Origin of the sequence: Paraburkholderia sp. Clong3 (assembly GCF_050436485.1) — a bacterium.
Classification (GTDB): Bacteria; Pseudomonadota; Gammaproteobacteria; order Burkholderiales; family Burkholderiaceae; genus Paraburkholderia; species Paraburkholderia tuberum.
In genome coordinates this window covers 1,739,620-1,764,761 of record NZ_JBNDMH010000002.1, presented here as the reverse complement: position 1 = coordinate 1,764,761, position 25,142 = coordinate 1,739,620, and the positions used below count along the sequence as shown (strand labels likewise).

The following is a 25,142-nucleotide window of genomic DNA, read 5'->3' as shown; positions in this document are numbered from 1 at the left end:
CGCCTGAAAATCCTTGCATCGACCTCTTCAGCATCTGCCATAACAATCAGTTGTGCGAATAGGACTGTGAGCGCGTCTGGAGATCGGTCTTTGACAAAAGACGACTGACCGGCGGTAAAAGACCGCAGGCGCCCAATGGCTCGAATGCTGCCGCAGGCGATGTCGGCTCGTGACCCTGCTTTAAAGAATGGACGAACGAAATGAACGGTTTGATGCTGCAAAAGCAGTTGCTGATTTCCTCGCTGATCGTGCATGCCGATCGCCATCATGGGGATACGGAGATCGTGTCGCGGCGGGTAGAGGGTGACATCCATCGCTACACCTTCCGCGACTGTCACCGGCGCGCGCGACAGATGGCCAATGCGCTCACGAGTCTGGGCATCAGGCCGTCCGACCGTGTCGGCACCCTCGCCTGGAACGGTTATCGCCACATGGAGCTGTACTACGGCATATCCGGCATGGGCGCAGTGATGCATACGATCAATCCGCGCCTGCACGCAGACCAGATCGCCTACATCGTCGACCATGCGGAAGATCAGGTCCTGTTCTTCGATCTGACTTTCCTGCCGCTGGTCAAGGCGATTGCCGGCCGCTGCAAGACTGTCAAGGCGTTTGTCGCGATGACCGATCGCGCGCATATGCCGCTGGATACCGGCATTGCCAACCTGCTGTGCTACGAAGATCTGCTCGAGCGCAGCTCGTCGACCTACGTGTGGCCGAATTTTGACGAGGATACCGCCTGTGCGCTGTGCTACACGTCCGGTACCACCGGCAACCCGAAGGGCGTCCTCTACTCGCATCGCTCGTCGCTGCTTCACACGTTCGCTGCCGCACTGCCGGATGCGCTGAACTGCTCGGCGCGCGACGTGATCCTGCCGGTCGTGCCGATGTTCCATGTCAATGCGTGGGGCATTCCGTATGTCGCGTGCATGGTCGGGGCCAAGCTGGTTTTCCCCGGCCCCGGGTTGGACGGCCAAGCGCTCTACGAGCTCGTCGAAGCCGAGCAGGTCACCTTCGCGGCTGGTGTGCCGACAGTATGGCAAGGCCTGCTGACCTGGCTCGAGCAAGGCGGCCTGAACTTCTCGACCCTGAAGCGCACCGTTATTGGCGGCGCAGCCTGCCCGCCCGCAATGCTTCACACGTTCCAGGATGGGTACGGCGTGGAAGTCCTGCACGCATGGGGCATGACCGAACTGAGTCCGCTCGGGACCATCGGCGCGTTGAAAGCAAGGCACCTCGCACTGGGTCCGGAAGACCGTTGCGCCCTGCAATCCAAACAGGGGCGCGCGGTATTTGGCGTCGATATGAAGATCCTCGGTGAGAACGGCCAGGAACTGCCATGGGACGGCGTGAGCTCGGGCGATCTGCTGGTGCGTGGCCCTTGGGTGGTGCGCAACTACTTCCGCAATGAAGGTGGCAACCCGCTGCGGATCGATGCCGACGCGCATGGCTGGTTCCCGACCGGCGATATCGCGACCATCGACGCCGACGGCTTCATGCAGATCACCGATCGCAGCAAGGACGTGATCAAGTCCGGCGGCGAGTGGATCAGCTCGATCGAGATCGAGAACCTCGCAGCCGCGCATCCTGCGATAGCGAGCGCGGCCTGCATTGCGGCGAAGCATATGAAGTGGGACGAGCGGCCACTGCTTGTCGCCGTGAAACAGCCCGGTGCACAGGTGACAGCCGAAGAATTGCTGGCGTTCTTCGAAGGAAAGATCGCGAAATGGTGGACGCCGGATGCAGTCGTATTTGTCGATGCGGTGCCGCTTGGCGCTACCGGCAAGGTGCTGAAGAACCAGCTGCGCGAAGCGTTTCAGGACTATCTGTTGCCCTCATGAAGGGCAGGCTGTCTTTTTTTGTGTTGAGCATGGATGCAGCTCGTTACGGGTTTTCAAAGCAATAAAACTGGAGACGCAATGAAAGTGAAATGGGCAGCGGCGGCTGCGGTGGCTGCAATGGGAAGCACGGCATACGCACAATCGTCGGTGACGCTGTACGGCGTCGTCGATTCGGGGCTGTTATATCAAAGCACCACGGCGGCCTCGTTCAGTCCGGCGGCGAAGAACCTCGGAGCGGTCTATCGCTACAAGGACGGCGGGATCTACGCGAGCATCTGGGGCATGAAGGGGACCGAGGATATCGGCGGCGGCTATCACGTGAACTTCAAGCTGCAGGGGTCGTTCGACAGCGGCACCGGCAAGTTCGGCCTGGCGGATACGCCGGGCGCGGTGGCGCAGTTCAACCAGTTCGCGACGCTCGGCGTGTCGGGACCGTTCGGTACGGTGAACTTCGGTCGCCAGATCGTGCCGATGGCCTACGCGATGGCCGATACCGACGTGCGGGCGGGCCAGTATTTCGGCAGCATCCTGACGGCATGGCTGGGCATGAACCAGGCCGCAGGCTGGTCCGGCACCAGCACCAACGGACCGATCGGCGCGCTGTACGACAGCAATGCGATCGTCTACGAGTCGCCGACATTCGCCGGCGTGTCCGCAGCGCTCGAATATGCGCCCGGCGGTGTGGCAGGCAGCTTCCAGGGCGGCACGCGCGAGTCCGCCGTGCTCAAATACTCGAACTATGGCCTCAATCTGAGAGCCGTCTATTACAACGGTCACGACACCAATCCCGGACCGACGACGGTGCCCACCGGACTCGCCAACAACCGCCTCTACTACCTCGGGGCGCTGTACACCTATCACGCCTTCTCCATTTCCGCGTCATATACCAACGGCAGGAATCCGGCGCACGCGAATCTGGTCAACCTCGACCTGTATTCGGCCGGCCTCGGCTATCAGTTCTCACCGGCATTCAAGCTCACCAGTGGCGTGTACTACCTGAAGGACAGGAACAGCTCGGCCAACAAATCGCTCGAGGTCGCCGGAGGCGCCGAATACAGTCTGTCCAAGGCCACTTTGCTCTATGGCCAGGTGGGCTGGGTGAACAACCACGGAGATATGACGCAGACGATTACGTACGGCCAGCCCGTCGCGCCTGGCCTCGGGACGACGGCGGTCATGCTCGGGATGCGCCACTACTTCTAGGGATCCTCCGTATTGGGCTCGAAATGAAGACCTCTGGCCGGTGAAGCGTGCCGGCTCGCCCCGCGGTAGCAGAACAGCGATTCCAACGGGGATCCCACAAGACTCAGGAAGACTGGAGAAAGCAATGAAGGTAATCAGGGCACTCGAACTGGCGGTCGGCGCACTGATCGTGACGACATGGATCAATGCATGGTCCCAGCCTGGCGAATCGGGCAGTGGGCCAGCGTCAACCATCATGGCGTCGCCGGGCAGCGGCGCTTCGGCGAGTTCCAGGCAGGCTGATCGCGCGCTCGGCAGGCAGGTACGCGCTGCGCTCATGAAGGACAAGGAGATCAGTGCTTCGAACATCAGTGTCCGTGCGAGAGGTGGCGCGGTGACGCTGTTTGGCACGGTGCCCGATGCAGCGCAGATCGACAGGGCGGCCGGGGTTGCCGAAACCGTGCCGGGCGTGACAACCGTGAAAAACAATCTGACACTCAAACGCGTATTCGGCCAGTAAGTGGTCCTCGTCAGTAAGTCCGGAGCGCTGCCAGGCTTGCACCGAAGCGACACTGCTCTGCCTACGACGTCAGTCTGCCGGCGCATCCGGTTGGCGGACGGCGCAAATGGATCGATTGCGCAGATGAGCCCGGTTTCGTCGAAGGGGTGACGGCATTCGTCGGGAGGCAAAACACCCAACGTCGACCGAGCGTGCCGCACCGTTCTTCAGCATTATCGAATAGACGAACCGACAGAAAAGTGCTGCTGTCGGTAACGCCCTACCTTGAACGGATCTCGGCAGCACAGAGGTCGCGCTGATGTGTGGCAATCTGCCATGTGTTTCCCCACGGATCTCTTACCATCGCTCGCCTGTCGCCGTAGGGCATGTCGGTCGGAACTTCGAGTGAGATCGCATTCGCCGCAATCGCTCGCTGGTAGGTCGAATCGGCGTCCTCGACGTAGACATACAGAAATGCCGGCATCGGATCGCGAAGGCCGTCTCCGCCGCTAACCATCACGACGGAATCGCCGATCATGATTTCGGCAGGGCGCCCGTGACGGAATTCGCCCTGTGCCTGAAACACCATCTTGATGAATGTGATCAGGTTTTCCGGATCCCGTACGACGATTCGGGGCGTGACGGTATGCCATCCATCGGGCTGAAATTTAGCCATGTTGGGCAGCCTCGGAAGAGATTCGCAAGGGCATTTTCCTCCGAGCGCCGGATGTCCGCAAAGGGGGCGAACTCGGCCGAAATTTTTCGCTCGTCGCCACGGCGCAGCATCATTTCACATCGCCGAGCGCATCGAGCATCATTGACCAGACACAAACGTCCGCCGGTTGCCCGAATCGTTGCAGCCCGCGCTCTCGAGTCTCGCGATCGATTTCGCGCGGCCTGCAAGCGTCATTACTGGCCGGTTGCGCTCTTCACCGCGCATTGCCCGACGATACTCTCGCCGTCACTGAATTTGAACGTGACGGGAACCGTCGAACCGACCGTCAGCGGCTTCTTTTCCTTCTCGAACATCACGTGATAGCCGCCCGGCGCGAATGCGAGTGTCCCGTTGGCCGGGACGGTCACCTTGTCGACCATGACCATCTTCGACGTGCTCCCGGTAGTCTGCGTCTGATGCAGCATGGACATCCCGAACGCATCGGTGCTAACACCTTCGAGATCGACGGGCTTGTCTCCCATGTTCATCAGCTTGAAGTAGCCGCCGGACGGCACGTCGCCCGGCATCGAGCGGATCCAGCAGTCGGACACCATCATGGCGCCCGACGAAGCGGCGAAAGCGGTTAGCGAAGCAGCCGCGAGCGGCAGCGCGATAGCCAGGCGGAAGAAGGGGTGGTGCATGGCATAACCTCCTGTTCTACATTAAGGAAAATGTGATGGGTTGGCGGGACGTACGTCGCGGCACCGGGGCGCCGCTCGATCGTCATATCGGTCGCATGTCTACATGGTCGCTCCGCTATCCGCCCGTCGGCGACGTATGGCCCAGCACCGCAGCCAGCGCAAGTACGGCGAGCATGACGATCGCTTCGACAGAGAGAACGCCGTCGAAGCGGCGTTGCGCGGCAGGGTAATCCGGATCGTTCCGCTCGGCAAGCACGAGCAGATCGGGCAGAATCGCCATCCGGTTCCAGCCGCCGAGCAATGTCACCAGGACCACACATGCAAGCTTTGCGGCGAGCAACCGGCCCCAGTGTGTGCGCAGCAGCGGCGCGCTGGCCTGCGCCGTGTCCTGAACGGCGTTGTAGAAACCGGTGACGAGAACAAACACGAGCGCCGCCGTCGCCAGATGAGACAGCGCCGAGCAGAACGCAGCCCTCCGGCCGGGCGGACGGCCTGGTTCGCGTTCGAGGCGGCGCAACAGGATCGCGGCGACGATGACACTGCCGGCCCAAAGCGCAGTCGCGGAAAGATGGACGACGTGGATCGCCTCACGCCACGAGAAGTCGCCGGAGTCGGCCGCATGGCTCGCGGCTGCCTTGCCCGCGACCCACAGGACGAACCCCGCAGCAAAGAGCGCTGAGCCGCGCTCTTTCTTGAGGCCACTCAACGCCGCGAGCAGCGCGCCGGCAACGCCGATCGACCATGCCTTACCGAAGTGGGACTGCGTCAGTACTGGGGCGATAGCCGAACCAGCTTCACCGAGCGGCGAACCGCTCATGATTGCGGCCTGAAGCCAGAGGTACGCCAGGGCGGTGAGAGCGAGTGCGACTGACGCGACGGTCCGCCAGACTCGTGTCGTGTCTTGCCCAGGCAATCCGCTACGCGCGCCCAGGACGCCGCATGCAAGAGCGCCGGTAGCGACGGCAAACAGAATGTCCTGCATCGCGGCCAGTGCAATCTGGGCGACGACGAGCGGATCCACCGTTACTTCACCGTGAACGTGTAATGCCCCTGGGTGCGATGGCCGTCGTTGGCAACGGCGACCCACGAGACGGTATAGGCGCCCGGCACGAGGGGATTTAGCCCTACCGACATGTGCTTCCTGTTCGACGGGTCAACCGCAGCTTTGCCGCTCGTCACGGACTTGCCTCGCGAGTCGGTGACGGCGATCGAGCTGAATGCGGGCTCCAGACCATCGTCGAAGTCGATCGCCACGTCCTTCTGCGAGGTCGTGACGGTCGCACCGGCCCCCGGCGCCTCCTGGGTCGGGTAGGCGTGCGCCTGCGCGAGATTGCAGCCGGCGATCATCAGCGCGGCGATGGCCGCGCGTGCAATCGTGTGCAGTTTCATGAGAGGACTCCTTACACGTTAGAACAGCGGCTTGCCGAGTGTTTTCGGCGCAATATCGTCGAAGAAAAGATGGGCCTGTACCAGGATGCCCACATGCGAACCGCTCGCGCTGTTGATTGGTATCTGGGCTTCGACACCGAACTGGCCATAGCGGTTGATCCAGATGAACCCTGGATTGATTGTGCCAGTGGTTTGGCCCTGACTTCTCGATAGCGGAAACTCGACGATGGGAACAATGTTCGAGAGCGGCTGCGGCAAGCCGAAATCATGCACCTGCTGCTGCAGATAGGGCAGGCTGTACTGGACCGTGAAACCGTAGTCGAAAGAATTGGGCTGACCGGCCCCGGTGGTCAACGAAGGCCCAGCTTCGGCGGTAATGGCAACGGGTCGGAGATAGGCCAGTGAGTCAGGCAGATCGCCCATACCCTTGCCCACGTAGATCGTCGGCGAGATGGTCGAAAAGCTGTTCGCAATCGCGTGGCTGCCGGTTCCACCCAATTCCGCATGCACCCCGACTGAAGTCATGAATTCGTGCGGGGCGTTCACATACAGCAGATACTTCAGGCCGACTCCAAAGTTATCGAACCCGTGCGCAGTCGGATTGTTCTGCATCACGTAAGCGCCGTCGACGGACAGGGCAAGCCTTGACGTGATCAGCTTGTCGTACTCGAAGCTGAACGTATTGATGCTTTGATCGCCGTTGTCTCCAGGAACACGCAGATGCCCGTATTCGAAGTTAGCTTCATCGCCGACACCTGGATCATCGACAGCCAACGTTGACGGAAAGACGCGGTCGCCCGCGATGGCATGGGCAGCGGCTGGCGATGAGGCGAGCAGGAGCGCAGTTGCGGCGAACGAGATCGATGCCGTGGCGAAGAAGGGTTTCCCATGGCGCAAGGTATTGGCATTCATGTTTCATCCATTGATTGAGGTCGTCATTGCGCCGCCGCGTGTCAGTGAAGAGACACGACGACGCCTGGCGATGCGTTCGTGCACGGCATCGCCACCAGGACTCAATTCAGGATGAAATGGGGGGCGCGCGCGGCTGGGCGGATGCCAGCGGTTCGACGCGACGGATGCTCTCGAACCGCGTCGCAACGCGATGCTGGATGGCCCAGACCGTGACCGCAAATTCAGGCTGGACGCTCGGCAGCACGGGCATGTGCGCAATCAGGTTGCAGTAGCCGCAAGCATGCCAGTGAGCAGCCAGCGAGTGGGAGGTGTCCTCGTTGCCCGGCGGATTGCCTGGAGTCGAATGTGCGGAGCAGAGCGAGGCTGAAGGAAGCCCAGCCTCGTTGCGGTCAGCCAGTGCCTGCGAAACCGTCGGCGCGAGCGTTGCCATCAGGATTGCCAGCAATCCCAGATAGGAGCCCAATTTCCGGCAGAAACAGCTCAGCATAAGGCCGACGATTCGATATTGGTCTGGTGAAGGTGAATGCGGCGCATTATGCCATGTGTTACTTGCAGGCATCGACCTGTGACAGCTTGCCGTGTTGCCAGAAGTCTCAAGTCGGCCATGACCTTCGGCCCCAAAGTGCAAATTGGTGACAATCGATTCGGCGCGATAGTATTCGCACAAGAAGTAAGCCTCGCGAATCCTTTGACCGGAAGCCGTTCCCAATGAACATCGCCTTTTCCGATACAACCGAGTCCGACGCCGACACACTGGTCGCTATTCGTATCGCCGCGATGCGCGAGAGTCTGGAGCGCATCGGTCGTTTCGACCCGCAGCGTGCCCGCGAGCGCTTCCTCGCGTCATTCGACCCTGCGCGGTGTCGATTCATAGAGGTCGATGGCGTTCGGTCGGGCTTTATCCTCATCCGCCCACAGGCAGACTACTGGCTACTGGACCACCTTTACATTCTGCCGGCGCACCAAGGGAAAGGAATCGGCGCAGCCGTCTTGCGGGACGTCTTCGCGAACGCCGACGCGCAACGCATGCCAATCCGCCTCGGTGCTCTACGCGGCAGTGATTCAAACCGCTTCTACCAGCGGTACGGATTTGTACAGACTGACGAAGGAGAATGGGATATCTACTATGTGCGTCAGCCAATCGACACACAGGAAGAACGCTAGGCTGCATTGGTATTCATAGGGCGCGGCCCATCGCTGGAGTCGGCGACAGAAGTTCGAGCGTCCAGACGCCTAACCATGTACTGCCGAGTTCGGCCAGTAGCGGTCAGTCGGCACGATCGCCCAAATTGCCGACACCTGGACCAGGACTACATGTGACTTCGAGTAGACATCGAAGAGCGGGCGTTTGTGTGATTTCGAACAGAGCAGTCATGCCATAGCACGTAGTGTCGCGCTCATGCTTGCATTCGCCGTCGGAGTCTGGGTCGGTATTGATCGGGCCGATGCGTATTTCACGCTGGCAGTCAGCGCTGTCCTCATCGTCGAGCCTGCGACACGGTCGTGTAGAGATCGTGGAACTTGTGGCCGATGGCGGCGTGCAGCCGGTTCCACGCCTGCCAGAACGTGACGGAGGTGTCCGGCTTGCGGTGCAGCGACAAGTCGCCCGCACGAGGTGGTCCGAAACGCCGCTCGCGCGGTCCATGGCGCCGAGCTTCTGGTCCAGCACGCGAGCGAAGGCAAGCAGATTGTTACGCTGGTTCTGCAGGGCAACGCGCGTCGCACCGATGCGCGATGGATCCTCCGGTTCGCGCCGATGAAGTTCCTCGACGATGAAGTCGACATTTCTTATCGCTTCTGTGGGGCAGCGCACGAAATACATCGCGGGCCTATACATTTCCCTAAACTTTTTACGTCACAATCGTGCGTAAAAGCAAACGAGAGAAAGGGAGAGAAAGGGCAACGGCACCTTCGCTTTTTCTGGTTATTTATCGAGATGAAATATGCAATGATCGCCGCGGAATCAGCGGAGCAGGTCTGAACCCCGCGCGAGCAGACGTTCCGGCAACCCTGCGGCGGGCTCAAGGACCTGTTCAGTGCAGAGCTGGTCGGTTAGGCGATGAGCGAGCGTATGACCAGGCATCTGGTGATGCAGGCGGTGTTTCGGGCGGTCGCGTCGCACCGACCGCCGGCCGGTCTGATTCACCACACAGACCGCGGCAGCCAATATTGCGCGCATGCTTACCAGAATCTTGTCAGCCAGTTCGGCATGCAAGCCTCAACGAGCAGACGAGGAAACTGCTTTGACAACGCATCGATCGAATCATTTTGGGGCACGCTGAAGAGCGAGTTGACCTATCGTCGGCGGTTCGCCAGTCGGCAGCAGGCGCAGCAAGAGATCACGGAATACATCGAGATCCTTTATAACCGGCAGCGGACACAAGCGCAGCTTGACTATCTGTCTCCCGCGGTTTTCACGCAGCGTTTCTACTTGAACAAGATCGCTGCTAAACCCGTTGGCGTCCACGGATTCCGACCGGCCTCATTAACTCTCATGCCATGAATCCACGCCATAACGCTACTACTGCGCCGCAACTCACCCGTCCTGCGCACGCGGCATACATCGACGGTTTGCGTGCGGTCGCAGTGTTGTCGGTCATCGTTTATCACCTGTACGCGCAGTGGTTACCCGGCGGGCTTGCAGGGGTCGACATCTTTTTCGTGGTTTCCGGGTTTGTTGTCAGCGCATCCGTTGGAAACCTCGAATCGGTGCAGTTTTCGCGCTTCGTGTTCTATTTCTATTCGCGTCGAGTGCAGCGGATCGTGCCAGCGCTCGTGGTGTGCCTGCTGGTGACCGGCTTGTTTTCAGCACTGTTCATTCCAAACGCGTGGCTGAGCGATACCAACAAATACACCGGCTTCTTTGCTTTCTTTGGGTTGAGCAATGTGGTGCTCGCGTTCATCGGTGATGACTATTTTTCGCCACGCGCCGAATTCAACCCGTACCTGCATACCTGGTCGCTTGGGGTAGAAGAGCAGTTTTATCTGATCTTTCCGTTGCTTTTCTTCATGTGGGTGAGCAAACGTCCGAGAAAGACGCTTTGCGTTGTTCTGTTCGCCGGCGGGCTCGCTCTGTCCGTGTTGAGCGCATGGTGGCTTTCGAGGCGAAATGAGGGGCTAAACTTTTACCTGATTCCAGGGCGTTTCTGGGAATTGGCATCCGGTATCCTGCTATACCAGTTCCTCGCGCTCGCGAAGCGCCCGCTCGGCGTGATCGACCGCAATGGGACGCTGGGTTCGATGGCGTTGCTCGTTGGTTCGCTGGTGCTGCTTGCGGCCGGTTTCAAGGTCTTGCGCCCGGAGCAGCTTCCTTTTCCGGGAGCGCTGCTGCCGGTTGCCGGCACGCTTGGCGTACTGTACGCGCTGCACGGAAGAGCGCCGCGGGATTGGCTGCACAGGCTGCTCATTTCACCAGCGGTGACTTTCGTCGGCAAGATCTCATATTCGCTTTATCTCTGGCACTGGTCTGTGATCGTGCTGCTGCGGTGGACGACGGGGATCGATGCGCCTGTCTGGCGCGTGCTTGCGGCCGTACTGAGCTTCGCGCTGGCAACAGCGTCCTGGTACTATGTCGAGAATCCCGTGCGGCGCTCGGCGGTCCTGAAAGGCATGCGGCGTCCCGCTCTCGTAGGTGCGGGCTTAGCTACGTTGACGTGCGGAGCGCTGTTGTGGGTCGGCATTCAGGCAGCCCAACTGAAACTGAATCTGTCGCTGAGCGTGGTGTCACAACGTGCCGACGACTGGTATCCGAGCCGCCCCCTTGAGCCCAGCAATGACGGATGTCTGGACACGTGGAATAGGACGAAGCTCAACGGGGGGCCCGTATGGACATATTCACGTGCGGGATGTTCGCTTCCGGCGACCTATCGCGGGCGCCTGTACGTGATCGGCGATTCGCACGCGATGGCCTACAACAGGATGTTGCGCGAATTCGCCCGGGATACTGGCGTGAAGGTCTTCGCGTACAACAATGGAGGCTGTCCGTTCATTGCTTTGCTGCCGCGCAAACAAGATGAGGTGGCGAGCTGTGCGCCGGGGACGGATGCGGCAATCGCTCAAATCGAGGCGCAGGTCAGGCCCGGTGACGTGGTCTTCCTGCCTTCGCTGCGGCTGCCACGTTTCTCCGACGAGTGGGCCCGCTTCGACGACTCGAGTGCCTGGGGCTACATGTTTGGTCCAGAGGCCGTGCAAAGCCGGGTAGACGGCGTGCGAGAGGCCATTCCAATCTTGCAGAAACTGGCAGCCAAAGGGGCGAAGGTCATCCTGGAGGGGCCGACACCCGAGTTTCGGAGCCAGCCGTTCCGATGTTCGGACTGGTTCAATCGCGACAATCCCATCTGTTCCGGCGGCGACCGCATCGCCCGTGCGGATCTGGAAGCCTTGCGGGCGCCGGTGCTCGAATCCTATGCGCACATCGTGCAGGCGGTCCCCGAAGTTAGCGTATGGGACCCGTTGCCACCACTGTGCCCAGATTCGGTCTGCTCAACGCACACCGCCGACGGCCGGCCGCTCGTCTTCGATGGCGATCACCTCAGCGGCTATGCGAACAGGCTTCTGTTGCCAAGCTTTAAGCAGCTCGTCAGCAAGCTTATGGAAGCGGGGTCCGCGAGCTGATGCGGGGAAGAGTTCCGGCGATGGCTGGCGAGGTAGTTAGTCCGAAGATCGAGTACCGGCTGTGCGAGCTTGGGTACTGTCAGGTTGACGGAGGGGGCGACGAATATAATGGGGCATGCAGAAAGGTTCCCTCTCCGTTCTGCCGTCGGCCGATGCACCGGTTTCGTTCAAGGGCTATGGAGTGCCGTTACAACCTATAGGGACGCTCCCTTTTTAGCAAGGTCGGTTCGTGGTTCATGTGTCTGTTGCCAGGTTCCCCGCCATGGCGGGCATTGGGCATCCGATTCGCAGCCCGCGTTGTGCAGTGATTTATACCGGCAACGCCCTTGGCAAGGGAGCCGAGGCTGCGGCGAACCGGTTCAACCTCACCGGTTGCAAGGTATTTCTGGAAAGCGAAAATCCGGCCAGCGTGAGCGTCCGTTTCGGATCAAGATAACAGGCCGTTGCGCGTCGCGTGCTGCCGATCGCAGCTCGTGTGAAGTTCAGGCAGCGTATGCTCATTGCATGAGACTGCAACCGGCCACTTTGAGCCATTCGACATAACGATGTAGATCGTCGACAAAGCTTGTCTTCGCCACCAAAGGTCAGGTGATTGCCGAGCACGACGGGTGCATTAAGCGCAGTCACGACCCTGGCGAAACCATTTACGACTGGCGTCACTGCCTGGCAGTTCTGCAGCGTAAACCTGGAGCGCTTCGCAATGGCGCACCCTTCGCCGCGTTTCCAGCCAGTTCCGCAAGTTGCAGGTGTTTTTGAAGTGTCCCGGCGGGGACCGCGAGATGGTCGAGATTCTGGCGCTGGTCCTGCTGAACGACAAACAGATGGTGCTCGCAGCCGTCGAGCCGGCGTTCGGAGCCGGCGCCCCAAACAAGCAAACGGCGCTGAACATCCTGAGCCGGCTGATCGACAGCCCGCCTGTGCCGCCGCTGCAGACGCCGCAGGCCTTCCAAACTGAAGGTTGAGCCTCGGCCAACGCGTGCCGCTACGGCCGTTTGAGGGGCCGGAAGGACACCTCACGCCGATTGATGAATGCAAGGTCGCTTCGAAGGCTCCGCATTTTCCGACGTCGCCCATTTTCGGTTACTTGAAAAGGCTCTTCAGGTTTCCGCAAAGCAAGTCAAGCTGCTGTGAATGCCGCGACTTCGCTTGTCAAGGCGTCGATCGCGCTGCGTACGCGTTGGGGCAGATGGGGCGTTGCCGGCCAGATCAAAGAGATGTCCGACACGATGGCGCCTGCGGCTGGGAGCACTTCCACGAGTTCACCGGCCCGAAGCCGGTCACGTACTAGCCAGTGCGCCAGCCAGGCCAAGCCAAAACCCGCTGCAGCAGCATCAGAGATTGCTTCGATATCGTTGAGGTTAAGCTTTGCCGGCGGTGTGACGTAACAGGGCGAACCGCCCGTCCGTAGAAACGACCACGACTGAACCCGCCCACGCCGACCATAAGCGATCGCTTGATGAGCGGCAAGATCGGCGAGCGTTTCCGGTGTGCCATTTTCCTCGAGGTAGCGAGGTGACGCGCACACCAGCATGCGTTCTGTAGCAATCTCGCGGGTGATCAGGCCGGCGCTTTGTCCTGGAGGTCCATTGCGCACGCAGAGATCGAATCCATCGTCGACAAGATCGACTAGCCGGTCGCTGAAATGCATATCCAGTTCGAGTTTCGGATGCGCCGCGGAGAGTCGCAAGAGGATCGGCGCGACACATCGGCGGCCGAACAGCACGGGCATCGACACACGCAATCTGCCGCGAATCTCGGTACGACCGGAGTCCATGAGATCCTGCCCGGCACGTAACTCGACGAGCGCGCGCTGGCAATACTCGTAAAACGATTGACCGTCTTCAGTGAGACTTTGCGCACGGGTGGTCCGATGAAAGAGCCGCCCGCCGACGCGCTCTTCAAGGCGCGAGACCGCCTTCCCCACAGCGGAGCGTGACAGATTCAGCCGACGCGCGGCATCGGAAAAACTGCCGGCTTCCACCACGGCGACAAAAGCGGGAATGTCATTGAATTCCTCGGTCACGATCATCCTCTTTGTATCGTTTGGAGCGCCAATATCGAGAAAATATATCCGCACTGTAGACTAAAAATCGACGATACGATAAGTGATCGACTCAGATCAGCGAGTTCAAACGTCACTTTGGAGAATTGACATGATCGATCGCCGGCATTTTCTGGGAGTCACGCTCGGCTCCTTTCTCGTTGCCAGGATGGCCGAGTCCAAGCCGGTCCCTGCATCAACACGGTTAAGCGAACTCGGCCCGGAGAATCAGACGCTCGTCGAGCGCACGGGTCTTTGGGACGTGACCGAGACGGTGTGGAGTTCGCCGTCGGCACCGCCTGAGACAACGAGCGGACTGGTCGCCGAGCGTCGCTTGATTGGCTCGATGCTGCAGGAGTTCCTATATCCCGCCAACGATCGCGCGGCGATCCTGCGGATTGATTATCTCAGTTTCAATCGGGTTGAAGGCCGGTGGGATTATGTATCGATGGATACTCGCGCCGCAGTCGGCATCATGCCGGCATGGAGCTTCGCGCGAGGCGATGCGGACAATATCACCCTCACGTTCGAGCCATTCGCCTTGCCTGGCAACGGCGAAGCAGTCTCTGGCCAGATGTTGCGAATGGACGAGGTCATCAGCCATCAGGGACTTGACCGGGACAGGAAAGACCAGCATTTCATCATGGCGGACGGAACCGGGATGGCATGGCTCGCGCATCAGTATTCGTACACGCGTCGGGAGCGGCAATAGGTTGCTCGCCGGGTGGTCGGGTTCCGCCGATCGCCGACAGGCAGGGGGCGGCCATGAAGAGACAGCCGCATTCTTGCGCGAACGGCCGGAGTGTTCGCCGTTGCGGCCGTTGGGCCGCCGCGAATCTCGTAGACCGTGGATGTTGGCCTTCGAGAAATCCGACTGATCACAGCGGCCCCGTTTCCGCCACTCGCAAACCCCGTCGTTCCGCTGTGCAGCGCATGAACTGAACGCCGACGGCGGTTCGATCCAGCGCTAGTCGGCGTCACGCGGGGTTCGCGTCTCGACGCGTCACGCTGGCCTCTGGGCGACGACAAGTACCACGGCGAAATTCATAGCGACGCCCTACAAGCTTCTCTTGTATGTGGCCTATCCCGCATTCAATCACTGTGACGGCGAGACAAAATATGCGAGATACAGCGAGTGAGGTATTGCAATGAGTGACTCTCCTATCGGAACAGTTGCAGCATACCTAAGCGCCATAGCCGCAAGCGTCTCGGCCGTTTTCGCATTTGTCTCGGCAAAAACCGCCGCGAAGAAATCCAAAGCAGAGCTTGCGCACAACATGGAAGAACTCCGGCAAGCCAACGACCGGCATCGAGAGGCCCTTGAACAATCCGCCAAGCTTCATTCCACAGAACTCCAGCAAGCAAACGACCGACATAAACAGGCCCTTGAGGTAAGCCACAGAGACATGATGCTAAGCCTTGAGCAATCCGCTACGCTTCATGGGAAAGAGATGAACCTGGGGCACTACATAAACATCACACAGCGAGTATTCGATCTCGGTCACCTGTTCATCGATCATCCGCACCTTCGCAAGTATTTCTACGACAACGCAGTCGTGGATTCTAGCGAGGATATAGAGAAAATTACTTCTTTCACGGAATATATACTTGATTTCTTTTCTTCAATACAAGAGCACGAACGTCTTCTGGGCGATGGAACTCCGTCATGGAAAGAGTGGAATGAATATATTTCGGACTTTTTTGGTCGAAGCCCGTTCCTGTGTGTTTATTTTGCGGAGCGTGCTTCATGGTACGAACCGGGTCTCTTTGAAATATTTAGACCTGTAGGTAGATCCCAGGAAGAATTAATAAAAAAGCAACGTTCCGCGCTTCCTCGGAAGTCGGAACATCTATGATGGGACTGATCCGCAGCAAATGTTGCACAATTAAATAATTAAAAATGATGCAAGACAACGGCCATCTCGCAAAATTCGATAATACGTTGATGCTCTTGGGCTTTGGCAGCGTGGGACAAGGACTGCTGCCACTACTGTTTAGACATTTTGATCTTTCGTTGGCAAGGGTACTCGTTGCGTCGGCAAGCGATGAAGGAAGCGAGCAGGCCAACGCAGCGGGGTGCGAGTTCATAAACGCGCGCCTTGCGGCGGATAATTTCCAGCTTTTCCTGGCGCGCTACCTCAAACGCGGTGATGTGCTGCTGAACTTGGCCGTTAATGTGTCGAGCTTAGCCTTACTTCAGTGGTGTCAGCCTCGTGGCGTCCATTACCTGGATACCTGTATCCCCCGGCGTCATAGTAGTTGTCGCCTCTGAACTTTCTTATCAAGAAGAGTCAGAGGTACAAGTTGAAGACGAAACAAACGTATTCTGTTGAGTTCAAGGAGCAGGCGCTGTCGAAGGTTCTGCAGCGCGGGAGCCGAACGGTTGGCGCCGTGGCTGACGAATTGAACGTGAACGTACTGACATTAAGGAATTGGATGAGAGGCACCGCCGCCGCGAACCGGAGCTCGAGTTCTGGGCACACAAGGCGTCCGGAAGACTGGTCGCTGGAAGAACGCCTGATTGCCTTGCAGGAGAGCCACGGCCTGGCGGACGAAGCATTGAACGGCTGGTGTCGGGAGCGCGGCCTGTTTTTGCATCATCTCGCGCAGTGGCGAGCGGATTTTTGCGCCGTTGGCGCAGCCGGTAGCCGACGTGAGAGCGCCCAGGAAGTACGGGATCTGAAGCAGGCCAATGTTCAACTGCGGCGCGAACTGAAGCGCAAGGAGCAGGCGCTGGCCGAAGCTGCGGCGCTACTGGTGCTGCAAAAAAAGTACCGCGCGCTCCTCGGGGACGAGGCCGAATGACGGCCCCTGAAGAGCGCAAGGCATTGATCGGCCTCATCAACGAGGCGACCCTGGCCGGGGCTCGGCAGGCGCACGCGTGCGAGATTCTGGGGCTCAGCGCGCGCACAGTTCAGCGCTGGCAGCGGGGCGAGCCTGACGCGATGGACGGGCGCTCGTTACGGCACCACGAGCCGCGCCACAAGCTCTCTGCCGAGGAACGCGCCGAGCTTCTGGCAGTCGCGAACTCGGCCGAATTCGGTCATCTGCCGCCAAGCCAGATCGTGCCGCGACTGGCAGACCAGCAACGCTATATTGCCTCCGAATCGACGTTCTACCGGGTACTGAAGGCCGAGAAGCAACTCGCCCACCGGCGCAGCGAACGGCCGGCCCACGCTCGCAGCAAACCCCGTTCAGTTTGCGCCGACGCGCCGAACCAGCTGTATTCCTGGGACATCACGTATTTGCCGACGACGATCCGTGGACAGTATTTTTATCTCTACCTGTTTCTGGATGTCTTCAGTCGCAAGATCGTCGGCTGGCAGGTCTATGCCGAGGAAAGCAGCGTACTGGCCAGCGAAGTCCTCAGGGACCTCTGCGCGCGCGAAGCGATACGGCCCAACCAGGTGATTCTGCATTCGGATAACGGCGGCCCGATGAAAGGCGCGACGATGCTCGCCACCCTCCAGGCGCTGGGCGTCATGCCGTCGTTGAGTCGCCCGGGCGTGAGCAACGACAACCCTTATTCCGAGTCGCTGTTCAAGACCCTGAAGTACCGGCCCGCTTACCCGCTCAAAGCGTTCGATACCCTGCTGGCCGCACGTACCTGGGTCGGCGCACTGGTGCGCTGGTACAACGATGAGCATCGTCACAGCGCAATCCGGTTTGTGACGCCCGCGCAGCGTCATGCCAACCTCGATCAGGATATTCTGGAACGACGCACGGCGCTTTACGCGAGTGCTCGGCAGCGCAATCCGCTTCGATGGAAGGGCCGCACGCGCAACTGGCAGCGCGTCGATGCTGTGCATCTGAACCCTGATCGCATCGATGACCAGGGCATCCATCAACAACGCCGCAATCTGGAGCGAAAGGCCGCCTGAAATTTATTCGTTGAGGCGACAACTAGCTTGAAAATTTCCGGTATCGAACCCTGGCAGGGGCATCTACTCGATACCAACCTTCCACTGGCCGAACGAACAAACTATGTCTTGCGCGAAGCGGCTCTCGCCTTGAAGGAGCACGACGATTGGGGGTCGACGGCACTGCTTGCTCATGGCGCCAATCCCGGATTGTCTTTTCACTTCCTCAAGCACGCATTGCTGGATTTAGCCGCCATATGCGGCCTGCCGTTGGGCATGCCTGCGGCCTGGCCAAAAACGCGGGAACAGTGGGCATCACTGGCATATGAGCTTGACGTCCGGGTGATCCACGTCGCGGAGCGCGATAGTCAGGTGGATGTGCAACCCAAGCAGACTGATGAATTCGTCAACACGTGGTCCGTGGACGGGTTTCTTGCCGAGAGCTGTCAGCCGGCTGAAATTGGATGGGGCAGTCACGAAACGCTGCTCCCGCCCGGAGCGGGCGCGCACCTGCAAGGCTGCCGAAGTTCAATCTATTTGCAGAAGCGAGGTGCGGCAACCCGTATTCGCAGTTGGACTCCGGCCGACGGCGCTGGCAACGCTTTCCTGATAAGTTTGTTCGATGCGGTAGCGATGAGTGACTACCTGAGCATCCACTGCGATGGTCAGCTTATCTATAGGCCTACAGTCTGCTACGCTTACCGGCCGTGCGACGATACGGAGCAGTCACTCCTGGAGTTGGCTGCGCGCGACTGGCAACCGCAGGCTCGGCAGCGCTTGCTGAAAACTGGTCTCGTCAGCGGACAGGACGAATTGGGCGTCTTGTTGCTTAGCCCGCGTTTCGGCGGCTACTGGTATGGATCTCTGCTATCTCTGGAAGAGGCCCGCAGGCTAGCTCCAAACAACAGTGCTACTAGCCTTCAGGTCGCGGCGGGCGTGCTAGCGGGACTGCTATGGGTGCATAGTCATCCGCGCGCAGGTCTGGTCGACCCGGGGAATCTAGCACACGACTTTATTCTCAACATCGCAGGCCCATACTTAGGCAAGGTGGGCGGAGTAATGACTGACTGGACGCCTTGCGCGGACGGCAAAGGGGATCCCTACCAGTTCGACTGCTTCCTACTTTGACCTCTCAAAAACTACCTGCCGGCTCGTCAATCAGCGGTGCCGGCGACATGCTGGCTTTCGGCCACCGATCTCCAGGGCAATATGGGTTGCCGAGGCTCCGCCGGGCGTGTTGCGTAGTCGGGAGGTGAACGGCCGCTTTTCCCGCAGGTTGGGACATTCGCAGAAGCTCTCTGACGGGCAGCAACGGGTCGACAACAGCCGAGCGCATCGGGTGGTAGCCGGCCCATCTCCAGCCATTCGCTCGCGTGCGCCCGCACGTGCTCTATCGGCGGTTCCGCATTGCCAGCGGATGTTCACGCTCGGCGCGTCATCAGCCTTAATCAACAAATACCACAGGGGCAACAACTGCGGCGCAAAGGTTGAGCGCTGCCGGGAATTCCGATCTGAACCAGTTCTTCAAGCATTTGCTGATGGGTCTTCGGCTGGCTCGACTGAGCAAAAACCGCCACAGCGACGGCGCCAACCACGGCGACCACGAAAGCTTCAACGAACGATTTCATGAGCCGTGGGAGCAAGGTGGCCGAAATGCATCGGCGTCGGCAGCCTCACCAAAACTGAGCCAGCTACAAACCACCTCAGTGGGCAAAGGAGATCTTGACTTCTCCCGATCGACCGCTCAAACCGACTCCCGCAGCACCAGCTGATGCTGCAGGATGCGCGACGCTGGGCGTTGGCCGTCGAGCAGCGCCAGCAGCATTTCGGCCGCCGCGGCGCCCAGCTCGACCATGGGCTGGGCCACGGTCGTCAGCCCCGGCTCGAAGATGCCAGCGATGGGCACGTCGTCGAAGCCCATTACCGCCACGTCGTGCGGCACCCGCCGGCCGGCTTTGCTAAAGCCCTTGATCGCGCCGATGGCCAACGTGTCCGACACGGCGAACACGGCGCTCGGCGGATCCACCACCGCCAGCAGCTTTGCCGCCGCCTGGCTTCCGGCGGCGTAACTATTGTCGCCAGTAACGCAGACAAGCTCGGGCGCAGGCGCGAGACCGGCGCGCAGTAGTGCTGCGTCATAGCCCTCGCGGCGCTGACGCGCATACAGGAAGCGCTCATCGCTGGTGATGAAGCCGATGCGCCGGTGGCCCTTGTTGATGAGGTACTGCACGGCATCCGTACCGGCCTGGCGGTGGTCGATGCTGACATAAGGCACGTCACTACCGGGCAAGAATTCCGAGCAATTGACCCATGGCTTGCCGTTCGCCGCCTCGCGCCGGGCTGCCGGGTCGGACATGGGCACGAGATTGATGACGCCGTCGCTCAGACTGCCGGCCAGCGTCGGCAGCGAGGCGTCCGCCGTGCCAGTCCAGGCTTCCAGGTCCGCCGGAAGCAGCGTGTAACCGGCCTGGCGACTGACCGCGCCGGCCCCGCGCACGATCTCGGCGTAGTAGGGGTTGGCGAAATCCGGCATGAGCATCAGCAGAATGCGACTCTGACCGGTACTCAGGCTGCGGCCGAACGGATTGGCCCGGTAGTTCAGTGCCCGTACGGCTGCCTCGACCCGCTCACGCGTGGCCGCCGTCACGGCCTTCGTCCCGTTGAGCACACGCGACACCGTGGCAATGGAAACGCCAGCCTCGCGGGCAACGGCTTCGATGGAGGGTTTGCTTCGCATTGGTTCGTTCAGGCAGCGGCGGGTCTGTCACCAGCAGGAAGGTAACAATTTTAGCATCACGGGAAAAGGCTTTCCCCCTCCATGCGTCATCGAACCTCAAAACTGAGCGGGGATTCAGACTCGGCTTGCGGGAATCCATGGTGTTGCTGCAAACCGCAGCGTTATGCAATCCGCTTATCCGAAGCTTCTCGCGTACTCCTGTTTGTGCCGATCCCTGCTGCATAGGGTAAAGCCCCTGTTCCAGGTAAACGGGAAAGCGCTTACCTTTTGGCTTGCGCCCAGCTCCGTAGGCCATCCGTGCCGCATCCACCTTGACTCTTTGGATTGACGACCATGAATCAAGCCTTGCCCATTTCCATCCAGATTTACAGCCTGCGCAATGCGGGCGAACTCGACCGGCAGTTCGACATTGCCGCCCAGGCCGGATTTCGCCAGGTGGAGCTGATCGGGTCCTTGCTCGAAAATGCGGCCGACACCCGCAACAAGCTTCAGGCGCGCGGCCTTAGCGCCTCCTCCAGCCACCTCAGCATGGCCATGCTGCGTGAGCGTTTGCACGAAGTGACCGCGGCGTGCGAGACCCTCGGTATCACCCAGTTGGTTATGCCCGCGGTGCCGCCCGCCGAGCGCGACAGTGACGCCGCATACTGGCGGGCGCTCGGCAACGAGTTGGGCAGCCTCGCCCATCGGCTAGCCGCTCAGGGCATCGCCCTCGCTTACCACAACCATGATTGGGAACTCAGCGCCAAGGAGAACGGCGCAACGGCGCTGGAACTGCTGTTCGAGTCCGCCGGGGCAAGGCCGCTCGGCTGGCAAGTGGATGTAGCCTGGCTCGTGCGCGGCGGCGCCGATCCTCTGCCATGGCTTCGTCGTTATACGGGCCGCGTGGTCTCGGCCCATGCGAAAGACCTCGCGCCCGCGGGTGAAAAACTGGACGAGGACGGCTGGGCCGACGTCGGTCACGGCGTCATGGATTGGCCCACGCTGGCCGCCGCCTGCCGCGAAGCGGGGGCGCGTTTCCTCGCCGCCGAGCACGACAATCCCAGCGACGGCGAACGTTTCGCCCGCAATGCCTTTGCCTATCTGCACCAGCTCGGAGCCTGATCCATGAAACCTGTCTTCGTCGGCATCATCGGTTGCGGCAACATCAGCGATGCCTATTTCACCGGCGCGGCGAATTCGGAATTCGTCCGCATCAAGGCCTGCGCCGACTTGCGTCCGGAGGCCGCCCGGGCCAAGGCCGCGCAGCACGGCGTTGCCGCGATGACGGTGGCTGCGCTGCTGGCCGACCCCGACATCGAAATCGTCATCAACCTTACGGTGCCGCACGCGCATGTGCCGGTAAGCCTGCAGATTCTGGAGGCGGGCAAGCACGTCTACCTCGAAAAGCCCCTGGGTACCGAGTTCGCGTCCGCACGCGCGATGCTGGCGCGAGCCGAGGCTTCGGGATTACGCGTGGGCTGCGCGCCGGACACCTTCTTCGGCGCGGCCCATCAGGCGTGCCGCGCGGCGCTCGATGCGGGCCGCATTGGGCGTGCCATTGGCGGGGCCGTGGCCGTGTTGTCCCGCGGCATGGAGTCCTGGCATCCCAATCCTGAGTTTTTTTTCAAGCCTGGCGGCGGCCCGATTCACGACATGGGCCCGTATTACGTGACGCAGTTGGTCAACCTGCTTGGGCCGGTGGCACGCGTGTCTGCTTGCGCCACCATCGGTTTTCCCCAGCGCATCATCTCCAGTGAGCCGCTGAGGGGCCAGGTCATCGAGGTCGAGGTGCCCACCACGGTCAACGGTATCCTGCATTTTGAGGGTGGGGCCAACGTGGTGATGAGCGCCTCCTGGGACGTGTGGGCCCATCAGCGTGCGCCTATCGAGATCTATGGCACGGAAGGTAGCCTGTTGGGCGTCGATCCCAATTTCTTTGGCGGGAGTCCGCGCGTGGCTGAACGTGATAGCGGCTTTAAGCCGCTCGACACACAGGTCCATGCTTTTGGCGTCGACAACTTCACGTTGAGGAGCGGTGCGCGGGTGGCCAATTACCGCGCTGTGGGCGTGCTGGACATGGCCATGGCGTTGCGCCGAGGTCGGCCGCATCGCGCGAGCGGCGAACTGGCGTTACACGTGCTGGAGGTGCTGGATGCCTTCGAACGCTCGTCGCGCGAGGGGCGGCACATCGATATGGAGACCGTCGTGCAGCGACCCGTCGTCGTCCCATTGGGTCGAGGCGAAGAGGTGTTTCTCGCCGACTGATTCACCTGACTTCCGCAGTGGTCAAGCCGGTTGCGACGTGATCCGACTGCGACCATCAGATCACGCCCCGGCTCATCCAGCTCGCGCGACTCACGTCGCCGCCGACTATCCACGACCGGGCACAGCCGCGCCGTCGCCGTTGCTGGCCGTCGCCGCGTCGCGCGTCTCGGGCATCGCCGCCCACACCAGCAGCACCGCGAGCGCACCGGCCGCCGCGAGGCCGAAGAAGCTCACCGTGTTGCCGAAACGATCGGCGACGAAGCCCGCCGCCGTCGTGCTCAACGTCGCGCCGATGCCGGCCGCGAGCCCGAACAGGCCGATACACAGGTTGTAGCGGCCCTTGTCGCCGGCGACGTCGGCGGCGATCAGCGGCAGCATCACGCCGAACACCGCGGCGCTCAAGCCGTCGAGCATCTGCACCGGCACGAGCAGATAGGGGCTGCTGATGCCCGCGAACAGCAGCGCGCGGATCGGCAACGCGGAGAAGCCGAGCAGCAGAATCGGCCGGCGGCCCCAGCGTTCGGCCGAGCGCCCGACCCACGGCGACATCATCGCGACGATCGCCTGCGGCACGATGATGCATGCCGCGATCACGAGCTGCACGTTGTCTCCCATGCCGGCCGTCACTTCGCCGGCGGCCAGGTTCAGCATCGCCGCGTTCGACAGATGGAACAGCACGATGCACGCGGCGAACAGCAGCATGCGCTTGTCGCGCAGCAGCTCGCGCAGGCTTTCGCGCCGCTCGAGCTGCTCGGGGGTGGGCGCCGCTTGCGGCAGCTCGATCGTGTCGGTGCGCTGGATCATCGCGAGCGCGATCAGCGCGGGAACCGCGAGGCCCGCGGTCAGGACGAACACCGCGCGCGGCGAGTAGTACTCGCCGAACAGTCCCATCAGACCCGCCGCGACCGCGCTGCCGATCGACGCCCAGCGCGCATTGCGGCCGAGCCGGTCGCCGAGATTCGCGCGACCCACCAGCGCGAACGAGATCGCCGCGAGCGCCGGCGTCAGCATGCAGCTCGCGAAGCCGTGGAACACCTCGGCGGCGATCACCGGCAGCACGGTCGGGCTGATCGCGAGCAGCATCGCGCTGAGGATGATCGCGCCGATCGCCCACGCGGCCGCCGCTTTCTTGTTGCGCAACGCGTCGACCGCGGCGCCGCCGGGCACCTGGCTGACCATCGCGCTGATCGTGCCGACCGACAGCACCATGCCGATCTCGCCCTGGGTCCACTTGTGCGATGCGAGGTAGGACGCGATGAACGGCCCGAAGCCCGTCTGCACGTTGGCGACGAAGAAGTTGAGCCAATCGAGCGCGCGCAGACTTCGCGCCGTGACCATAGTACGGACCGTCATCGGACCGCCCGTGCGTTGGAAACCGCGACGGCCGACGACGCGGCCGGCGGCGCCGAGACCGCCGGCGCGGCGCTGGCGGCAGGCTGCGCGGGCGGCGCCGGCGACACCGCGCGAATCGGCTTGTCGCTCGCGTAGGGCGGCGTCGCGTTGATCTGCGCGTCGCTCAGATCGATCTGCGGATGCAGTTCCTTGTCGCGCGTGACGAAGCGCAGCGCCGACCAGTTCGCGGCGATCGTGCGCCGGTCGGGGCTGACCATGCCGCCGACGTCGAGGACGATCGCCTGCGGCTGCGCGTTGCCGTCGATCAGCACGTCGACCACCCGGCCCACCTTGGCGCCGTTCGCGCGCTCGACGGTCGCATCGAGCAGCGCCAGTTCCAGCGGGTTCGATTTGTTCGCGGTGCTCGGCACGGCCGTCGGGTTCAGCGTGATCGGCGCCCCCTTCGCGGTCGGCGTGAAGTGGAACGCGCCCCACGGGAAGTTCACCTTGCGGTCGCCGACGCCGAGGAAGCCCTGCAGATTGACGACCATCTCGCGCGGCTTGCCGGCTGCGTCGGCGATCATGTCGACCGCGCGGCCGACCACCTTGCCGTCGGGCTTCTGCACCTGGCTGTCGAGCAGCGCGCGCGCGTCGCTGCGCTCGATCGTGCGCAGCACGATCAGCGGCGGCGGCGGCGGGGGCGGCGGCGGAGCCGGCACGACCACGGGCGGCGGCGGTTCGACCTTGTGCGGCTTCACGACCGGCTTCTTCGGTTTCTTCGGCTCCTCGGGCCCCTCGTTCGCCTCGCTCTCGACCGGCTCGGACGCGGACGCGGCGACCGGCGCGCTTGCCGGCTCGACCGGCATCACCGTCGCATCGACGATCGGCGCCTGCTGCGTACCCCACAGCAGGCTGCTGCAGCCGGACAGCGCGGCGAACGCGAACAGCGCGGCCACGGTGCACAGCCAGCGCAACAGTCGAAGCACATCGAGCGAATGAGGCGAATCAGGCGAATCGAGCGGGCGAAGCGATCCAAGCGGTCCAAACGGGACAATCGGCAGGCGCCCGGCGGGGCGCGGAAAACCGCCAGTCATCAGGAAAAACTCCACGGGCAGGTGCGGACGGGCGCGATGAG

General features: G+C 61.5%; 24 protein-coding genes and 3 pseudogenes. 16 read left to right on the top strand and 11 right to left on the bottom strand.

Going from position 1 to position 25,142, the window contains the following annotated elements; all coding sequences use genetic code 11:
* Positions 1 to 200: 200 nt before the first annotated feature.
* The 3 genes from OKW30_RS12330 to OKW30_RS12320 all read left to right on the top strand — a co-directional run bounded on the left by OKW30_RS12330 (position 201) and on the right by OKW30_RS12320 (position 3,543).
* The gene (locus OKW30_RS12330; RefSeq protein WP_429346811.1) at positions 201 to 1,841 is read left to right on the top strand and encodes a 3-(methylthio)propionyl-CoA ligase; all 1,641 of its coding nucleotides are present in this window, start codon (positions 201 to 203) and stop codon (positions 1,839 to 1,841) included.
* A 78-nt stretch (positions 1,842 to 1,919) separates the two neighbouring features.
* Positions 1,920 to 3,044 carry a porin gene (locus tag OKW30_RS12325; protein WP_184070099.1) on the top strand — a complete coding sequence of 375 codons (1,125 nt, stop codon included), beginning with the start codon at positions 1,920 to 1,922 and terminating at the stop codon, positions 3,042 to 3,044.
* Positions 3,045 to 3,168: 124 nt separating this feature from the next.
* The gene (locus tag OKW30_RS12320) at positions 3,169 to 3,543 is read left to right on the top strand and encodes a BON domain-containing protein (protein ID WP_429346810.1); all 375 of its coding nucleotides are present in this window, start codon (positions 3,169 to 3,171) and stop codon (positions 3,541 to 3,543) included.
* Positions 3,544 to 3,802: 259 nt separating this feature from the next.
* Here OKW30_RS12320 and OKW30_RS12315 read toward each other — a convergent pair whose 3' ends face one another.
* The 6 genes from OKW30_RS12315 to OKW30_RS12290 all read right to left on the bottom strand — a co-directional run bounded on the left by OKW30_RS12315 (position 3,803) and on the right by OKW30_RS12290 (position 7,666).
* Positions 3,803 to 4,198 carry a VOC family protein gene (locus OKW30_RS12315; protein ID WP_187629190.1) on the bottom strand — a complete coding sequence of 132 codons (396 nt, stop codon included), beginning with the start codon at positions 4,196 to 4,198 and terminating at the stop codon, positions 3,803 to 3,805.
* Between the two features lie 233 nt (positions 4,199 to 4,431).
* A complete protein-coding gene (locus tag OKW30_RS12310) occupies positions 4,432 to 4,878 on the bottom strand; it encodes a copper chaperone PCu(A)C (protein ID WP_244145121.1) in 447 nt (148 codons plus the stop codon).
* A gap of 115 nt (positions 4,879 to 4,993) precedes the next feature.
* The gene (locus OKW30_RS12305) at positions 4,994 to 5,899 is read right to left on the bottom strand and encodes a CopD family protein (RefSeq protein ID WP_429346809.1); all 906 of its coding nucleotides are present in this window, start codon (positions 5,897 to 5,899) and stop codon (positions 4,994 to 4,996) included.
* 2 nt (positions 5,900 to 5,901) lie between these two features.
* Positions 5,902 to 6,267 (bottom strand): copper resistance CopC family protein, encoded by a 366-nt coding sequence (locus tag OKW30_RS12300; protein WP_120294174.1) that lies wholly within the window; start codon positions 6,265 to 6,267, stop codon positions 5,902 to 5,904.
* 18 nt (positions 6,268 to 6,285) lie between these two features.
* Positions 6,286 to 7,179 (bottom strand): hypothetical protein, encoded by an 894-nt coding sequence (locus OKW30_RS12295; protein ID WP_184070093.1) that lies wholly within the window; start codon positions 7,177 to 7,179, stop codon positions 6,286 to 6,288.
* Positions 7,180 to 7,285: 106 nt separating this feature from the next.
* Complete coding sequence (locus OKW30_RS12290) at positions 7,286 to 7,666, bottom strand: DUF2946 domain-containing protein (RefSeq protein ID WP_184070091.1); 381 nt, start codon at positions 7,664 to 7,666, stop codon at positions 7,286 to 7,288.
* Between the two features lie 221 nt (positions 7,667 to 7,887).
* Here OKW30_RS12290 and OKW30_RS12285 point away from each other — a divergent pair, with 221 nt between their 5' ends.
* Positions 7,888 to 8,343, top strand: a complete 456-nt coding sequence (locus OKW30_RS12285; RefSeq protein WP_429346808.1) for a GNAT family N-acetyltransferase — start codon at positions 7,888 to 7,890, stop codon at positions 8,341 to 8,343.
* A 314-nt stretch (positions 8,344 to 8,657) separates the two neighbouring features.
* On the opposite strand, the gene OKW30_RS12280 is transcribed toward OKW30_RS12285, so the two are convergent.
* Positions 8,658 to 8,780, bottom strand: a complete 123-nt coding sequence (locus OKW30_RS12280) for a hypothetical protein (RefSeq protein ID WP_429346807.1) — start codon at positions 8,778 to 8,780, stop codon at positions 8,658 to 8,660.
* Between the two features lie 14 nt (positions 8,781 to 8,794).
* Here OKW30_RS12280 and OKW30_RS12275 point away from each other — a divergent pair, with 14 nt between their 5' ends.
* The 4 genes and pseudogenes from OKW30_RS12275 to OKW30_RS12260 form a co-directional block, all read left to right on the top strand.
* On the top strand, positions 8,795 to 9,160 hold the full coding sequence (locus OKW30_RS12275) for a hypothetical protein (protein WP_429346806.1): 366 nt from the start codon (positions 8,795 to 8,797) through the stop codon (positions 9,158 to 9,160).
* 36 nt (positions 9,161 to 9,196) lie between these two features.
* Positions 9,197 to 9,682: pseudogene (locus tag OKW30_RS12270) on the top strand (IS3 family transposase); the annotation flags it as partial.
* The gene (locus OKW30_RS12265) at positions 9,679 to 11,793 is read left to right on the top strand and encodes an acyltransferase family protein (protein WP_429346805.1); all 2,115 of its coding nucleotides are present in this window, start codon (positions 9,679 to 9,681) and stop codon (positions 11,791 to 11,793) included. The pseudogene OKW30_RS12270 and the gene OKW30_RS12265, both read left to right, overlap by 4 nt.
* Before the next feature lie 561 nt (positions 11,794 to 12,354).
* A pseudogene (locus OKW30_RS12260) lies at positions 12,355 to 12,743 on the top strand (IS21 family transposase); the annotation flags it as partial.
* A 167-nt stretch (positions 12,744 to 12,910) separates the two neighbouring features.
* Here OKW30_RS12260 and OKW30_RS12255 read toward each other — a convergent pair.
* Positions 12,911 to 13,822 (bottom strand): LysR substrate-binding domain-containing protein, encoded by a 912-nt coding sequence (locus OKW30_RS12255; RefSeq protein ID WP_429346804.1) that lies wholly within the window; start codon positions 13,820 to 13,822, stop codon positions 12,911 to 12,913.
* A 124-nt stretch (positions 13,823 to 13,946) separates the two neighbouring features.
* On the opposite strand from OKW30_RS12255, the gene OKW30_RS12250 reads away from it, so the two are divergent.
* From OKW30_RS12250 to OKW30_RS12225, 6 genes and pseudogenes are all read left to right on the top strand, one after another.
* Positions 13,947 to 14,546, top strand: a complete 600-nt coding sequence (locus tag OKW30_RS12250) for a hypothetical protein (RefSeq protein ID WP_429346803.1) — start codon at positions 13,947 to 13,949, stop codon at positions 14,544 to 14,546.
* 436 nt (positions 14,547 to 14,982) lie between these two features.
* Complete coding sequence (locus tag OKW30_RS12245; protein ID WP_184070061.1) at positions 14,983 to 15,690, top strand: hypothetical protein; 708 nt, start codon at positions 14,983 to 14,985, stop codon at positions 15,688 to 15,690.
* A gap of 44 nt (positions 15,691 to 15,734) precedes the next feature.
* Entirely contained in the window at positions 15,735 to 16,106 is a 372-nt protein-coding gene (locus OKW30_RS12240) for a saccharopine dehydrogenase NADP-binding domain-containing protein (RefSeq protein ID WP_429346802.1), read from the top strand.
* A 32-nt stretch (positions 16,107 to 16,138) separates the two neighbouring features.
* Positions 16,139 to 17,715 (top strand): annotated as a pseudogene (locus OKW30_RS12235) (IS3 family transposase).
* 27 nt (positions 17,716 to 17,742) lie between these two features.
* Complete coding sequence (locus OKW30_RS12230; RefSeq protein ID WP_429346801.1) at positions 17,743 to 18,822, top strand: saccharopine dehydrogenase C-terminal domain-containing protein; 1,080 nt, start codon at positions 17,743 to 17,745, stop codon at positions 18,820 to 18,822.
* A gap of 359 nt (positions 18,823 to 19,181) precedes the next feature.
* The gene (locus tag OKW30_RS12225; protein WP_429346800.1) at positions 19,182 to 19,466 is read left to right on the top strand and encodes a hypothetical protein; all 285 of its coding nucleotides are present in this window, start codon (positions 19,182 to 19,184) and stop codon (positions 19,464 to 19,466) included.
* Here OKW30_RS12225 and OKW30_RS12220 read toward each other — a convergent pair.
* Positions 19,439 to 20,431, bottom strand: a complete 993-nt coding sequence (locus OKW30_RS12220) for a LacI family DNA-binding transcriptional regulator (RefSeq protein ID WP_184009354.1) — start codon at positions 20,429 to 20,431, stop codon at positions 19,439 to 19,441. The genes OKW30_RS12225 and OKW30_RS12220 overlap by 28 nt on opposite strands.
* A gap of 333 nt (positions 20,432 to 20,764) precedes the next feature.
* Here OKW30_RS12220 and OKW30_RS12215 point away from each other — a divergent pair, with 333 nt between their 5' ends.
* Positions 20,765 to 21,532: a sugar phosphate isomerase/epimerase family protein gene (locus OKW30_RS12215; protein ID WP_184070055.1), complete on the top strand. Its 768-nt coding sequence runs from the start codon at positions 20,765 to 20,767 to the stop codon at positions 21,530 to 21,532.
* A gap of 3 nt (positions 21,533 to 21,535) precedes the next feature.
* On the top strand, positions 21,536 to 22,675 hold the full coding sequence (locus OKW30_RS12210; protein ID WP_184070053.1) for a Gfo/Idh/MocA family protein: 1,140 nt from the start codon (positions 21,536 to 21,538) through the stop codon (positions 22,673 to 22,675).
* Positions 22,676 to 22,780: 105 nt separating this feature from the next.
* On the opposite strand, the gene OKW30_RS12205 is transcribed toward OKW30_RS12210, so the two are convergent.
* Both OKW30_RS12205 and OKW30_RS12200 read right to left on the bottom strand, forming a co-directional pair.
* Positions 22,781 to 24,028: an MFS transporter gene (locus OKW30_RS12205; protein WP_187612001.1), complete on the bottom strand. Its 1,248-nt coding sequence runs from the start codon at positions 24,026 to 24,028 to the stop codon at positions 22,781 to 22,783.
* Complete coding sequence (locus OKW30_RS12200) at positions 24,025 to 25,101, bottom strand: PRC-barrel domain-containing protein (RefSeq protein ID WP_429346799.1); 1,077 nt, start codon at positions 25,099 to 25,101, stop codon at positions 24,025 to 24,027. Before OKW30_RS12200 ends, OKW30_RS12205 begins: the two co-directional genes overlap by 4 nt.
* Positions 25,102 to 25,142 lie beyond the last annotated feature (41 nt).